Origin of the sequence: Gordonia alkaliphila, from assembly GCF_023017165.1 — a bacterium.
Classification (GTDB): Bacteria; Actinomycetota; Actinomycetes; order Mycobacteriales; family Mycobacteriaceae; genus Gordonia; species Gordonia alkaliphila.
Map to the genome: position 1 here is coordinate 1,442,087 of NZ_JALKBW010000001.1, position 12,930 is coordinate 1,455,016.

A 12,930-nucleotide genomic window follows, 5' to 3' on the forward strand; every position below is an offset into this window, starting at 1 on the left:
CGCAACTGCCTGGGCGGAGTCTGTGCGAAGCGGTCAAAGGAGCGCGACGCCCACGATCAACAGGACGATCCCCACAATACTGACGGCGGTGATCGCGCATTGGGCCGCAAGACTGAAATCGTGCGACGACGCGGCCTCTTCGGCGCGTTCCATCGAGCGTTGCGTTGTCGGTCGGGTGGTGCTCATCTGGTCGGCTCGCTTTCCCCTCGTCAGAGCCGCGGACCGAAGTGCGACCCGAGTGAGGCGGATCACACCGACGGCTCTATCGGTGAGCCTACCCAGGCGCGGTCGTCGTGCCAAACGCGGGTCGACCTGCTTTTTCCGTACCCTGGACGCCATGAGCCTCTTCGATCGGATCATGGCTGCGGCCGACGTCAAACGCGTGATGGTGAGCCCGGAGAAGGCCCTGCCCGGCCGTGCCGAGGCGTTGCCGATCCCGGCGGTGCACGCGGTCCTGGGGCATCCGCTGCGCGGTGCGGCGGACGACGACGGCACGTTCGCGCACGGCGGGGTCGGCCGGTGGCCCGCGCCCCTTCACACGATCGTGCTGGCCGGCGGCTGCTTCTGGGGCGTCGAGGAGATCTTCTGGCAGGTTCCGGGCGTCTATACGACGGCGGTGGGCTACGTCGGCGGCTACACCCCGAACCCCACCTACGAGGAGGTCTGCACCGCGCAGACCGGCCACACCGAGGCGACGCTGGTGGTGTTCGACCCCGCGCAGGTGAGCGTGGAGGACCTGCTGGCGCTGTTCTTCACCATCCACGACCCGACGCAGGAGATGCGCCAGGGCAACGACGTCGGCACCCAGTACCGTTCGGCGATCTACACCTCGACCGTGGCCGATGCGGAAGCCGCTGCCGCAGCCGCACAGCGCTTCGCGCCGGTGCTCGCCGCCGCCGGGTTCGGGCCCGTCACCACCGAGATCGGCGAGCTGAGGGTGGTGGGCGACGGCCACTTCTACTACGCCGAACCGGTGCACCAGCAGTATCTGCACCACAATCCGCACGGATATCGCTGCCACGCGTCCACCGGACTCACCTTCCCGACCGCGGGCTGAGGTCGTCCGCGTGGCCGCTCGCGTCAGCGCCGAACAGGCCAATCGCACCCTGCTGCACCGGCAGCATCTCCTCGAGCGCGCGGACGAGGACGCCATCGAAGTGATCGACCGGTGCGTGGGACTGCAGGCCCAGGACCCGCAGGCACCGTTCTTCGCGTTGTGGTCGCGGATCGCCGACTTCGACCCGGGCGAACTCGACGAGTTGCTCCTCGACCGCGAGACCGTGCGGATGCCGCTGCAGCGCGGCACCGTCTTCCTGATGGATGCGCTCGACGCCCGATGGATTCGGCCCGCGGTGCAGGCGGTGTTCGACGCCGCCCTGGCACGTACCCATCTGCCGCGACTGGGCGACGTCGACGTCGACGAGGTGGTGGCCCTCGCCCGCACGGAGTTCGCCGAGCACGCCGCGGAGGACGGATTGTCGGGTGCGGCGTTGCGTGCGGCGCTCAATCGGCGTTGGCCGCAGGTGCCCGCCGAGGCGTTGGCCGCGGTGGTGCGCGGACGTCTGCCGCTGGTGCAGACCCCGCCGCGCGGCCTGTGGGGACGCAGCGGCGCCCCGGCGTTCCGGCTCCTCGACGACTGGATCGGGCCGGGCGAACCGGCCGTGACCGACGACGAGGCGCGCAAGGACCTGATCCGCATGTACCTGCGCGGCTTCGGACCGGCCTCGGCGAAAGCCATCGCCGGTTGGACCGGACTGACCGGTCTGACGCCGTTTCTGAAGGCGATGGACGCCGACTGGGAGGTGGTCACCTACGTCGGTCCCGATGGCGGCGAACTGTACGACCTCGAAGGCCTGTCGCTGGTCGACGGCGAGGTCGCGGCGCCGGTCCGGCTGATCGCGCCCTTCGATCAGGTGCTGGTGGCGAACGCGGACCGCGATCGGATCGCCGCGCCGGAGGTCTATCGCGCCACGGTGACACCGAACGGCCGGTCGCCGGGTTTCGTGCTCGTCGACGGACGTCTCGTCGGGACCTGGCAACTGGTCGAGGGGCGCGTGGAGTTGACCGAACTGGTGGACGTGCAACCCGCGCAGCGCGCCGAGGTGGAGCGGGAAGCGGCCGCTCTCGCCGACTTCGCCGCGCGGTGATTCTCCACGGCTGTCCACTGTTCGGAGGAACAGCGCATCGGAGCGACACGCGCAACTCGAAAGTGGAACTTGAGAGTGTCGGGCGGCGTGTTGTCCACACGCTGTCCACAGGGCTTGACGGATCTCCGAAGGTGTACGGACGCGAACCGGGTGGTAACCGGCTGATGACCCAGGGCCGGAAAATCGTGCGAAAATGTGAGGAAACCGTCAGCTTTGGCACTTTTACCTAGGTGTTGTCCACAAATCCACAGGGTTGTTCACACCATCCGGGGAAATTGGACAGACGTGTGGATAACTGTGGGAAACGCGGCCTGTGGAAAACTTTGTGGGCCCGCACGGGACGGTCTGCCGCGATCGTCTCCCTCCGATGTGCTAGAAACCGGTGCCGGTCGCGACCGGCCGTCGAAGCCCGAGTGGGTCGCCGGAACCCCGTCGGTCGCGGTGACCACCGCCAAGCTCGTCGCGGATTGTGGGAACATGGGAGACGTGAGCATGGACATCGAGCAGATCGACGTCGCCGGGCTACCGGACGACTTCACCGATGTTGACGACCGCGTCCTTCTGGATGTCCGCGAGGACTACGAATGGGAAGAAGGGCACGTGCGCGGCGCGCTGCACATCCCCTTGGACGACGTCCCCGGACGGCTCGACGAGATCGACCTCGACCGCGACCTTCTGGTGATCTGTCGGACCAGCGGACGGTCGTTCCGGTTGCTGCAGTACTTGGCGATGCGCGGCATCGACGGCACCTGCGTGACCGGCGGCATGGTGGCCTGGGAGGCCGCGGGCAAGGCCGTCGAGACGGGGATGGGCGAACCGACTTGATGCTCGACGTCTGCCTGCGGTGCCAGATCCAGGCCGATCACCTGCCGGGCCGGACCACGTGTCCGCGATGCGGGGGAAAGCTGTCGGTGCTCGACGCGCAGACCCGCCGCGCCGTCCCGACGCCCGCGCAGTCCGCGCCTGCCCAATCCCCGCCGACCCAGTACCCGCCGACCCAGTACCCGCCTGGGCAGCCGTCGGCCCGCGTGCCGCAACGACCGCGCCCGGCCGGTCGGCCGCAGCCGCAGACCACCCGCGCTCGGCTGCGGTGGGTGGCGCATCGACCCCTGAACACGCTGCCTCCGGCGCGCCCGGTGCGTCCGGCGGCTCGGATCGGCACCCCGCGGTACACCGAGGTGCCGCGGTGGGGCCTGCGCGACGTGGTGTTCCCGCCGGGCGACGACGATCGCGAGGCGAAGAGCCCCGGTGCGCGCCTGCGGTGGGCCCTGCAGATCATCTGGCCGGTTCTCGCGGTGGCTGCAGCTCTGCAGTTGCTCCGCTACTGCATCCTGATGTTCAACCGCAGCCATCCCATTCCGTACTGGCTGGATCTGGCGAGCCTGTGGCTGCTGCTGATCTCCGGTGCGGTGGCCGTCGCGGCGGCCGTGTGGGGCCTGTTCCTGTTCACGCGGTGGCTCCTGGCCGCGCGCGAGCGGTCGTACAAGACCGTCGAGACCAGTGATCCGCGCCGGCGCCGGCTGATCATCGCAGGAGCGGTGCTTCCGTTCGTCAACGTGCTCACCGCACCGCTGCTGCTGCTGGAGGCCGCCGCCGCGGTCGGTCCCGCGCAGGCCGCCCGGGTCCGACCGGCGATCAACCGGGTCGCGGTGGCCTGGTGCCTGGTGAGCGGCCTCGCGTTGATCGCGCTGGTCTACCGGATCGTCGCGTGGTCGAGCGGGTCGATCCAGGTGGGCGCCGACGCGATGGTCGCCACCCTGGTCACGTTCGTGGCGTCGGGGATCTTCGTCGCCTGGCTGGTCCCGCGCCTGGACGGGCTGGTGGCGACCGACCTCCCGTCGGTGGCGCCGGCCCGACGGTTCGTGGTGGCCGCGTGAGCACCTCGGGGGTGTCCCGCTCGGGCAAACCGGCCGTCGTCGCCCATCGCGGGGCGTCGGCCGATCACGCCGAGCACACGCTCGCGGCCTACGAGGCCGCGCTGCGGGAGGGCGCCGACGGCCTGGAGTGCGACGTCCGGCTGACCGCCGACCACCAGTTGGTGTGCGTGCACGACCGCACCATCGACCGGACGTCGAACGGTACGGGCGTGGTGAGCGAGCTGACCTTGGATCAGCTGCGCGAGTACGACTTCGGGTCCTGGCACAGCGGGGCGTCGGCCACCGTGCTGACGCTGCCCGAACTGCTGGAGTTGACGCTGGACTGGCACCGGCCGGTCCGCCTGTTCATCGAGACCAAGCATCCGGTGCGCTTCGGCAGCCTGGTGGAGCAGCGCCTGCTCGAGACCCTGCACGAGTTCAAGGTGGGTGCCCCGCCGTCGGCGGATCACAGTCGTGCGGTGGTCATCTCGTTCTCGGCGTCGGGTGTCTGGCGGATCCGACGGTCCGCGCCCATGCTGCCCACCATCCTGCTCGGCGAGACGGCCCGCGGGCTCACCACCGGCGCGGCCACCGCCGTCGGCGCCACCGGGATCGGGCCGTCGGTGGCGACTCTGCGGACACACCCGGACCTGGTCGACAAGGCCGCCGCCGGGGGACGGGTAACGTACGCGTGGACCGTCGATGAACGTGATGACGTGCAGTTGTGCGCGGATCTGGGCGTGCGCTGGATCGCGACCAATCATCCCGCTCGGGTGCGTGACTGGCTGGTGACCGTCGACTGACACCGTCGACCTCGATTTCGGTAGGGAGAGGCTGAACCATGGCCAAGAAGAGCAAGCGCAACAGCGGACCGCGCCCGGGTAGTAACCGGGCGGAGCGCGTCGCGGCCCGGAAGGCGCGGCAGGCGGCGGCGCTGGCGCCCCCCGCCCGGCCGTTCGAGGCGTTGCCGGCGGCCGAGTGCGACCTGGTCGCGCTCCGGGCCTTCGTCGCCTCGGCCACCGCCCAGGTGAGGTTCGCCGACGGCTTCGAGGCGGCCAACGAAGTGGACTTCGCGACCATCCTGCCGGGTGCCGGCGGGGCGTTCGTGCGCTCGCGCGATGCCGCGACCTGGGGTGAGCGCGGCGCTGCCCGCGGCGTCGACGGCAAGGTGACGCAGGGCCTGGTGGGCCTGCAGACCGACCCCGAGCCCGCGGACCTCGCGGCCTCGGTGGCCACGGCGCTGACCTGGGCGGCCTCGGCCGAGCCCGGGAGCGAGTACCGCGGCGGCGACGCCGAGCGCGGACTGGCCGACATCGTCGACCCGACCGCAGCCCTCGATGTGGTGGTCTACCAGGACTTCTCGTGGTGGTTCGCCGACGACGCCGAGGTGACCCCGCAGATCCAGCAGATGCTGGGGCGGGCCAACGAGACGATCATGCCGACCGCGCGCCTCACCCCGAACAGCGGACTGGGTGCACCGTGGTGGGTGGATGCGGGCGAGCGTGCCCACCTGCGCTGGGTGCGACCCGAAGACGAGGACGCCCTGATGAAGGCCATGGCACGACTGCACGCGGCCGGCCGGCTGACGATGGGCGAGGGCTCCCGCTTCGCGGGCTCGTTCCGCACGCACGGCCTGGTGGTCCCGGTCTTCGATCTGGACAACGAACGCCACCACGAGGAGTGGTACGACGGCCTGCAGCAGCTCGACGAGTGGTTCGGCGAGGCCCTGGCCGACGACGCGGATCTCACTGCGGCAGAACGCGGTTCGCGGGCCGGCATCCTGGGCCGACAGGTCACCCTGCGCTGAGCGCGGGTGCGCCTGATCAGGCGCCGCCCTCGCTGAGCAGGTCGGTGGGGACCGGCTTGCCGCGTCGCAGGTAGTCGAAGAAGTCCGCCGTCGACTGGTCGGTGGCCAGCGAGTCGCCGTCGTCGGTGTAGGTGCTTCCGCCGGTGGGGACCGTGGTGGTGACCGTGTCGCCGGTGAGCTTGTAGCCGAGCCACGCGAGATGCCAAAGGTGGTCGCCGTCGGCGACGGTCAGCGCGGCCACCGCACCGTTCAGGAACGGGAACAGCTGGAACGGATTGAGCAGCACGCTCGGGCTCATCGCGCGGTGCATCAGCGCGGTGAGGAACTTGCGCTGGTTCACCACGCGTTCGAGATCGGCGTTCGGGAAGGCCCGGGTGCGGACCAGGCCCAGCGCCTGCGCGCCGTTGAGCGTCTGGCAGCCGGCCTTCAGGCGGAGTCCGGCCTTGGGGTCGCGCAACGGTTGGTCCAGGCACATCTGGACCCCGCCGACCGCGTCGACCAGACGGTCGAAGCCGCCGAAGCCGATCTCGGCGTAGTGGTCGATACGCAGGCCGGACAGGTCCTCGACGGTCCGCACCAGCAGCTGCGGACCGCCCTCGTTGAAGGCGGCGTTGATCTTGTGGCTGCCCATGCCCGGGATCGGGACGTACAGATCGCGCGGGATGGAGATCAGCATCGCGCTGCCGCTGGGCGGCAGGTGGGCCAGCATGATGGTGTCGGTGCGGGCGCCGTCGCTGTCGCCGGTGGCGAGCTTGTCCTTCTCGTCCTGGGTCAGATCGGCGCGGGAATCGGTGCCGACGATCAGCCAGGTGGTGCCGGGCGTGCCCGCCGGGCGACCCGCATATGCGGCGAGCGCGTCGACCCGATGCAGCTGGGCGTCGTAGTAGAACAGGACGCCCACCGGCAGCAGGACCAGGATCAGCAGCACCACCAGGAACCAGCGCAGCAGATGGCGCTTGCGTTTGCGCTTCGGCTTGCCGGCTTGACCGGGTTTTGCGGCCGGGGGTGCGTTCGGGGGACGGCTCCCACTGTCGTGCACTGTGGCACGCGACGAGCGTTGGCCGGCATGCTCGCCGGGCCGGTCGGCGGCCGGGATGGGCTCGGGCACCTGCCGCGGCGCATAGCGGCTGGGCTCCGCCGCGGGTGCAGGACCAGGAGCAGGTGCGGGGCGACCCGACGGTTCCCGCGACCAGGCCTGCGGGGCGGGCCGCTGCGCGGGGCCGGGCGCGTAGGTGGTGCGCGGAGCTTCGGGAACCGGCCGCCGCGGCGGTTGCTGACCCGGGAGTGGTTGCTGACCCTGGGGCGGAACCACACGCTGCGGCTGCCGCCGCGTCGTCGGCGGCGGCGGAGGCGGCACGGGCCGCGCGCCGCATGCGTGGGCCGACGGGGCGGCTGCGGGAGGCGCGGACGGTCGGGTGAAGGGGGAACGGCCTCCGGCGGACGGCCCGATCCGCCGGGCACCCGCCGGTTGGGCGGTCGCGGAGGCTGATTCATCCTCGCCAGAATACCGACGTGGCGAGGATGAGCGCGCTCAGCGCGGCTCGAGGACCTCGAAGCCGGTGAAGCGGGCCAGTTCCTCGGGGATCCGCACCGAGCCGTCCGGCTGCTGGTGGTTCTCCAGGATCGCGACCAGCCAGCGCGTGGTGGCCAGCGTGCCGTTCAGCGTGGCGGCGGTCTGCGGCTTGCCGTTCTCGTCGCGGTAGCGGGTGGAGAGGCGGCGGGCCTGGAACGTGGTGCAGTTCGAGGTGGACGTCAGCTCGCGGTAGGTGTTCTGGGTGGGGACCCAGGCCTCGCAGTCGAACTTGCGCGAGGCGGAACTGCCCAGGTCGCCGGCCGCGACGTCGATCACGCGGTACGGCACGTCGACAGCGGCCAGCATCGACTTCTCGAAGTCGAGGAGACGCTGGTGCTCGGCGGCGGCGTCCTCCGGCTTGCAGTAGACGAAGCCTTCCACCTTGTCGAACTGGTGCACGCGGATGATGCCGCGGGTGTCCTTGCCGTACGAGCCGGCTTCGCGGCGGAAACAGGTGGACCAGCCGGCGTAGCGCTTCGGACCGTCGGACAGGTCGAGGATCTCGTCGGAGTGGTAGCCGGCCAGCGGCACCTCGGACGTGCCGACCAGGAACATGTCGTCCTGCTCCAGGTGGTACACCTCGTCGGCGTGGGCGCCGAGGAAGCCGGTGCCGTCCATCACCTCGGGGCGCACCAGTACCGGCGGGATCATCATGGTGAAGCCGGCGGCCGTGGCCTTCGCGGCGGCCATGTTCAGCAGCCCGAGCTGCAGCATCGCGCCCGGTCCGGTGAGGAAGTAGAAGCGTGAGCCGGACACCTTGGCGCCGCGGGCCATGTCGATCAGGCCCAGCGACTCGCTGAGCTCGAGGTGATCCTTCGGGTCGGCGATCTCGGTGGGCGTGCCCACGTGCTCGAGCACCCGGTAGTCGTCTTCGCCGCCCGGCGGGGTCTCCGGCGCGATGAGGTTGGAGATCGCGCGGTGCACCTGGTTGAAGGTCTGCTCGGCGTCGGACTGCTTGGCGACCGCGGCCTTCACCTGCGCGCCGAGCTCCTTGCCGCGCTCGAGGAGGGCGGTCTTCTCGTCGCCCTGCGCCTTGCCGACGAGCTTGCCGAGACCCTTCTGCTCGGAGCGGAGGGTGTCGGCCTCGACGATCGCGCTGCGCCGGGTGGCGTCGGCGTCGAGCAACTGGTCGACGAGTGCCGGATCCTCGCCGCGGGCGCGCTGCGAGTCACGAATCAGATCGGGATTCTCCCGCGCAATCTTCAGGTCAATCACGACTCAAACCCTACTCGGAGCGCAGCGTTCCCGATCGCCAGGCATGATGGACGACGATGAGTGATCCCGAACTTGAGCCCCAGGGCCCCGAAGACGCCGGCGCGGTGCGCCGGCGAGTGTCGGCGACCCGTCTTGTCACGGTGTTGGTGGCGGTCCTCGTCGGCGCAGCTGCGACCGGCGGTGTGATCGCGTGGCGCGGCGGATTCTCCGAGGCCGGCGGACTCGGCGACTCGGTCATCGGCGAGGGCAACTCCTACACCGAGACCGACTTCACTCGCTCGGCACCCGGCGACTGCCTGACCTGGGCCGACGACACCGCGGGCACGCCGAGCAAGGTGTCCTGCGAGCAGCCCCACCGCTTCGAGGTGGCGGGCACCGTCGACACCGAGCAGTTCCCGGGCGCCGAGTTCGGGCCCACTGCACCGTGGCCCGGCCCGGAGCGGTTCGTGACCGTTCGCGACGAACAGTGCGGCGTGCTCGTCGACCGCTACCTGGGCAACGGTGGGCTGGATCCGCAGGGGCGGCTGGCCGTGGGCCTGATGTATCCGTCGAAGACGCAGTGGGAGCGCGGCGCGCGTGTCCTGCGGTGCGGTATCGAGGAGCCCGGTCCCAACGGCATGCAGCAGGAGACCACGGGCGCGGCCGCCACGGTCGACCAGTCCTTCGCGTGGCCCGACGGCACGTGCATCGGTTTCGACGACGCCACCCGCAAGCCGACCACGCAACCCGTGGACTGCTCCGTACCGCACGCCTTCCAGACCACGGGCGTCGTCGATCTGTCGCAGCGCTTCGGTGGTCGCGATTCGGGTAAGCCGTGGCCCACCGTCGCCGCGCAGAACGAGTACCTGAAGACCATCTGCCCCAACCAGACCAACCGGTTCTTCGGCGGGGAGAAGAAGTTCGAGGCGACCACCCTGAACGTGCAGTGGTCGGTGATCTCCGAGGTCAGTTGGCACGCCGGCAGCCGCCGCGTGGTCTGCTACGTCGCGCTGCCCGACCGCGGCGGCTTCGCCAAGTTGGTCGGCGATGCCCGCGAACAGCTGTTCATCAACGGCAAGATGCCGTCCGCGCCGGCCCAGGGTCCGCCCGGCCGAGCGCTGCCCACACCGGTGCCGTTGCCGCCGGGATACACACCGAGCGATCGGGAAGCGCCGGCTCCCGCAGGAGGTTGACCGTGGCGGTCAAGATGTCCGATGAGAAGTTCGAGATCCTCGTCGGGGAAGCCCTGGACCTCCTGCCGGAGGAACTCATGCGGGCCATGGACAACGTGGTGATCCTGATCGAGCCGTTCAATCCGGAGAACCGGAACCTGTTGGGGCTCTACACCGGCGTGGCGCTGACGCGGCGCACGCACGACTACGGCGGCCTGCCCGACACCATCGCGATCTACCGCGACATCATCCTGTCGATCTGCCACACCTCCGACGAGGTGCGCCAGCAGGTGGCGGTCACCGTGCTGCACGAGATCGGCCACCACTTCGGGATCGACGACGACTGGCTCGACGCCCACGGCTGGGGCTGACCGCCCTCCGCACTGTCGTTTTCCGGTGAACCTGTCGGTTTCGGCTGTACCCGTCGTTCTAGAACGACAGCCTCGACCGAAAACGACAGCTTCGACTGAAACCGATAGGGCGAACCGAGAACGACGGAGCCGATCAGCCGACGAGGTCGAAGTAGCGGAGCCAGCGCAGCACCTCCGGCACCACGCGTCCCTGCTCCAGGTCGACCCAGAGCCAGCGGACCACCATCACCCCGAGCGCTCGTAGCTCGTCCTCCCGGCGCTTCTCCTCCGCGACGATGCTCGCCGGGGTCTGACCCGGGCGGGCGTAGGTGCGGCCGTACTTCACCATGCCGTCGAATTCGCCGACGAGGCGGTCGCCCCAGGAGAAGTCGACGCGCGGGGAGCGGGTCCGACACCGGTACCGCACCTGCAGCTGCGCGGGCGGCAGCCCGGCCAGGATGAACTGGGCGCGACTCCAGGATTCCCCGACCGACTCGGCGCCCGCGTCGGCGAACTCCAGAGCGCGCTGAGCCATCGCCGCACCGCGGCGGCGCCGGGTGGCGAGCTCGGTCCGGAGGCCGTCGAGCGTCGCACCGAGGCGCAGCGCGCCGTCGAGTGCGGTGAGGGCCTGCGCGAAGTCGCCGATGCAGGCGACGTCGATCGCGGTGCGCTCGAGGGACGTGACGCGTACGGCGTCGATGACGGTCGGGTCGAGCGCGTGCCCCGGATGGAGGTGCCGCTGGTGGCGTTGATAACCGCGTCCGGACTGGCCGCTGAGCAGGTGCACCCGGGTGAGATCGGGTTTGAGCAGGGGCAACCGGTGCAGCGCAGCCGCCGACTGGTGGGACAGCACCGGAGGGGCGCCCCGCCCAGCGGTGGCGAAGGCGAGGCAGCGGAGGCGGTAGACGGCGTCGTCGTACCCGGGCCCGTCGGACACCGAAACCGCGGGCGCATAGGCGCCGTGGCCGAGGTGGATCAGCTCTCCGGACCGAGTCCGGGATTTGAGCAGATCATCGGAGTGGCCGTGGCGCAGCACGAGGGAGCGGCGAACGATACCGAAGCGGTCGACGGGCAAGTCCATGCCGCTTAGACGCGGGGAGTGGCCGGTTCGGTTCCCTCGCCACGCGCACACCGTCGGTTTCGGCTGCACCCGTCGTTCTAGAACGACAGCCTCGACTGAAACCGACAGCTTCGACTGAAACCGACGGGGCGAACCGAGAACGACGGCGCAGGTCAGCCGAGCGGGTTGTCTTCGGGGGTGAAGTCGGTGAGCGCGCCCCAGCGGACCAGCTGCCAGCCCTCACCGGTCAGCTCCAGTTCCACCGAGTCGGTGTTGCGCAGGTGATTGCGCATCGCGAACTCGGGGTCGACGCCGGCCAGGTGCGCGGCTACCAGCCGGATCGCGGCGCCGTGCGAGACCACGTAGACGTCGCGGGGCTGCTCGATGCGCAGGTTCTCGGTGGCGAGGCGATCGAGCACGGGGACGTAGCGGTCGCGCAGCATCTCCAGGGATTCGCCGCCGGGGAGGCGGGCGTCCAGGTCGCCGTGATGCCACGCGTGGACGACGTCGCGGAACTGCTCGTGCGCCGCACGGTCGCTGCGGCCCTCGAGGTCGCCGACCTGTACCTCGTGCACGTCGTCGATGGCAGCGGTGTCGGTGTCCCACGCGGAGGCGATCAGTTCGGCGGTCTGCTGCGCGCGGTTGGCCACCGAACTCAGCAGCACGGCCGGTGCGGCCAGTGGGTTGTCCAAGCCGAACCGAATGCCTTGGCGCGCACCGAAATCGGTGAGGTGCGCGCCGGGCAGGGCGGTGTCGAGCTGTTGCAGCACGTTGGCGGTGGTCTCGCCGTGGCGGACTAGGAAAAGGCGAGCCATGTCAGTCATCCCCTTGTTCGAGTGCGGCGAACCAGCGCAGGCTCTCCGCGTGATCGGTGGGCGCGCCGGCCGCACCGTTGCGATCGACGGGCCAGGAGCCCAAGAACACCACGCGCTCGGCGCCTCGGTGCAGCGCCCGCAGAGCTTCGCCGACGGCGGCATCGTCGAGATGACCGGCGGCGTCGAGGAAGAATCGGTACTGCGCGGAGCCGCCGAGTCGTCGAGGTCGGGACTCGATGCGCGTGAGATCCACTCCACGAGAAGAGAATTCGGTCATCGCGGTGACCAGTGACCCGGGCTCGTTGGTGAGGTCGAGGATCACCGACGTCCGGTCGGCGCCGGTGCGCGCCGTGGGCGGACCGGGCCGACCGATGAGCAGGAAGCGGGTGTGGGCGTCGGGTGAATCGGCGACGTCGCGCGCCAGCGAAACCAGGCCGTGCAGGTCCGCGGCGATCTGCGTGGTGACCGCGGCGTCGGCCAAGCCCTGCGCAACATCTTGCGCCGCACCGGCGTTCGACGACGCGGGCACGAACGCGGCGTTCGGGAAGCGTTCGGCCACCTGCTCGCGGACCTGTGCGGAGGCGACCGGATAGGCGGCGAGCGTGCGCACCTCGTCGGGGGCCAGGGTTTCGCGGGCGGCGATGGTGAAGGCGACATCGAGCGTCACCTCGGCGTACGCCTGGACGCGGTGCTCACCGGGCGGCGGCACCAGGGCGTCCATCGTCGCGGGCACCGAGCCCTCCAATGAGCTCTCGATCGGCACGCACGCGTAGTCGGCGGCGCCGCTGCGGACCATGGCGACGGCGGCGGCGGGGGAGTCGGCGGGCACAGTGCTCACCGCCTCGTCGTCGCCGGTCACACCGCGCTCGAGGAGTCGGTTCAGCGCCATCTCGGTGAAGGTTCCGGCGGGACCGAAGTATGCGAAGACGGACACAAGCCCAGGGTAGTCGGTGACG

14 protein-coding genes are annotated in these 12,930 nt (G+C 70.3%); 8 read left to right on the forward strand and 6 right to left on the reverse strand.

Translation table 11 applies throughout. The features are described from left to right. Positions 1 to 33: 33 nt before the first annotated feature. On the reverse strand, positions 34 to 186 hold the full coding sequence (locus tag MUG78_RS06375) for a hypothetical protein (RefSeq protein ID WP_246993303.1): 153 nt from the start codon (positions 184 to 186) through the stop codon (positions 34 to 36). 151 nt (positions 187 to 337) lie between these two features. Here MUG78_RS06375 and msrA point away from each other — a divergent pair, with 151 nt between their 5' ends. The 6 genes from msrA to MUG78_RS06405 all read left to right on the forward strand — a co-directional run bounded on the left by msrA (position 338) and on the right by MUG78_RS06405 (position 5,810). Then, a complete protein-coding gene (msrA, locus tag MUG78_RS06380) occupies positions 338 to 1,057 on the forward strand; it encodes a peptide-methionine (S)-S-oxide reductase MsrA (protein WP_246993305.1) in 720 nt (239 codons plus the stop codon). 10 nt (positions 1,058 to 1,067) lie between these two features. Then, a complete protein-coding gene (locus MUG78_RS06385; protein WP_246993307.1) occupies positions 1,068 to 2,147 on the forward strand; it encodes a winged helix DNA-binding domain-containing protein in 1,080 nt (359 codons plus the stop codon). Positions 2,148 to 2,639: 492 nt separating this feature from the next. Beyond that, positions 2,640 to 2,972 (forward strand): rhodanese-like domain-containing protein, encoded by a 333-nt coding sequence (locus MUG78_RS06390; RefSeq protein WP_372493281.1) that lies wholly within the window; start codon positions 2,640 to 2,642, stop codon positions 2,970 to 2,972. After that, positions 2,972 to 4,024 (forward strand): DUF4328 domain-containing protein, encoded by a 1,053-nt coding sequence (locus tag MUG78_RS06395; protein WP_246993311.1) that lies wholly within the window; start codon positions 2,972 to 2,974, stop codon positions 4,022 to 4,024. The genes MUG78_RS06390 and MUG78_RS06395 overlap by 1 nt, the downstream gene beginning before the upstream one ends. Continuing rightward, positions 4,021 to 4,806, forward strand: a complete 786-nt coding sequence (locus tag MUG78_RS06400) for a glycerophosphodiester phosphodiesterase family protein (RefSeq protein WP_246993313.1) — start codon at positions 4,021 to 4,023, stop codon at positions 4,804 to 4,806. The genes MUG78_RS06395 and MUG78_RS06400 overlap by 4 nt, the downstream gene beginning before the upstream one ends. A 38-nt stretch (positions 4,807 to 4,844) precedes the next feature. After that, entirely contained in the window at positions 4,845 to 5,810 is a 966-nt protein-coding gene (locus tag MUG78_RS06405) for a DUF5926 family protein (RefSeq protein WP_246993315.1), read from the forward strand. Positions 5,811 to 5,826: 16 nt separating this feature from the next. Here MUG78_RS06405 and MUG78_RS06410 read toward each other — a convergent pair whose 3' ends face one another. After that, a complete protein-coding gene (locus MUG78_RS06410) occupies positions 5,827 to 6,918 on the reverse strand; it encodes an LCP family protein (protein WP_246993317.1) in 1,092 nt (363 codons plus the stop codon). A 423-nt stretch (positions 6,919 to 7,341) separates the two neighbouring features. Beyond that, the gene (serS, locus tag MUG78_RS06415) at positions 7,342 to 8,598 is read right to left on the reverse strand and encodes a serine--tRNA ligase (protein ID WP_246993319.1); all 1,257 of its coding nucleotides are present in this window, start codon (positions 8,596 to 8,598) and stop codon (positions 7,342 to 7,344) included. A 56-nt stretch (positions 8,599 to 8,654) separates the two neighbouring features. Between serS and MUG78_RS06420 the strand changes: the two genes are divergently transcribed. Together MUG78_RS06420 and MUG78_RS06425 are read left to right on the forward strand one after the other, a co-directional pair. Then, the gene (locus tag MUG78_RS06420; RefSeq protein WP_246993321.1) at positions 8,655 to 9,770 is read left to right on the forward strand and encodes a septum formation family protein; all 1,116 of its coding nucleotides are present in this window, start codon (positions 8,655 to 8,657) and stop codon (positions 9,768 to 9,770) included. A gap of 2 nt (positions 9,771 to 9,772) precedes the next feature. Next, positions 9,773 to 10,120: a metallopeptidase family protein gene (locus tag MUG78_RS06425; RefSeq protein ID WP_246993323.1), complete on the forward strand. Its 348-nt coding sequence runs from the start codon at positions 9,773 to 9,775 to the stop codon at positions 10,118 to 10,120. Positions 10,121 to 10,253: 133 nt separating this feature from the next. On the opposite strand, the gene MUG78_RS06430 is transcribed toward MUG78_RS06425, so the two are convergent. The 3 genes from MUG78_RS06430 to pheA all read right to left on the reverse strand — a co-directional run bounded on the left by MUG78_RS06430 (position 10,254) and on the right by pheA (position 12,908). Then, the gene (locus MUG78_RS06430) at positions 10,254 to 11,180 is read right to left on the reverse strand and encodes a hypothetical protein (RefSeq protein WP_246993325.1); all 927 of its coding nucleotides are present in this window, start codon (positions 11,178 to 11,180) and stop codon (positions 10,254 to 10,256) included. A 152-nt stretch (positions 11,181 to 11,332) separates the two neighbouring features. Beyond that, positions 11,333 to 11,974, reverse strand: a complete 642-nt coding sequence (locus tag MUG78_RS06435) for a histidine phosphatase family protein (RefSeq protein WP_246993327.1) — start codon at positions 11,972 to 11,974, stop codon at positions 11,333 to 11,335. Between the two features lies 1 nt (position 11,975). After that, positions 11,976 to 12,908 carry a prephenate dehydratase gene (gene pheA / locus MUG78_RS06440; protein ID WP_246993329.1) on the reverse strand — a complete coding sequence of 311 codons (933 nt, stop codon included), beginning with the start codon at positions 12,906 to 12,908 and terminating at the stop codon, positions 11,976 to 11,978. Positions 12,909 to 12,930 lie beyond the last annotated feature (22 nt).

Bases quoted from the DNA above. Each gene is read 5' to 3' on its own strand.
- MUG78_RS06405 (WP_246993315.1), top strand. From the start codon at position 4,845: ATGGCCAAGAAGAGCAAGCGCAACAGCGGACCGCGCCCGGGTAGTAAC.
- msrA (WP_246993305.1), top strand. From the start codon at position 338: ATGAGCCTCTTCGATCGGATCATGGCTGCGGCCGACGTCAAACGCGTG.
- MUG78_RS06420 (WP_246993321.1), top strand. From the start codon at position 8,655: ATGAGTGATCCCGAACTTGAGCCCCAGGGCCCCGAAGACGCCGGCGCG.
- MUG78_RS06390 (WP_372493281.1), top strand. From the start codon at position 2,640: ATGGACATCGAGCAGATCGACGTCGCCGGGCTACCGGACGACTTCACC.
- MUG78_RS06435 (WP_246993327.1), bottom strand. From the start codon at position 11,974: ATGGCTCGCCTTTTCCTAGTCCGCCACGGCGAGACCACCGCCAACGTG.
- MUG78_RS06395 (WP_246993311.1), top strand. From the start codon at position 2,972: ATGCTCGACGTCTGCCTGCGGTGCCAGATCCAGGCCGATCACCTGCCG.
- MUG78_RS06430 (WP_246993325.1), bottom strand. From the start codon at position 11,180: ATGGACTTGCCCGTCGACCGCTTCGGTATCGTTCGCCGCTCCCTCGTG.
- MUG78_RS06375 (WP_246993303.1), bottom strand. From the start codon at position 186: ATGAGCACCACCCGACCGACAACGCAACGCTCGATGGAACGCGCCGAA.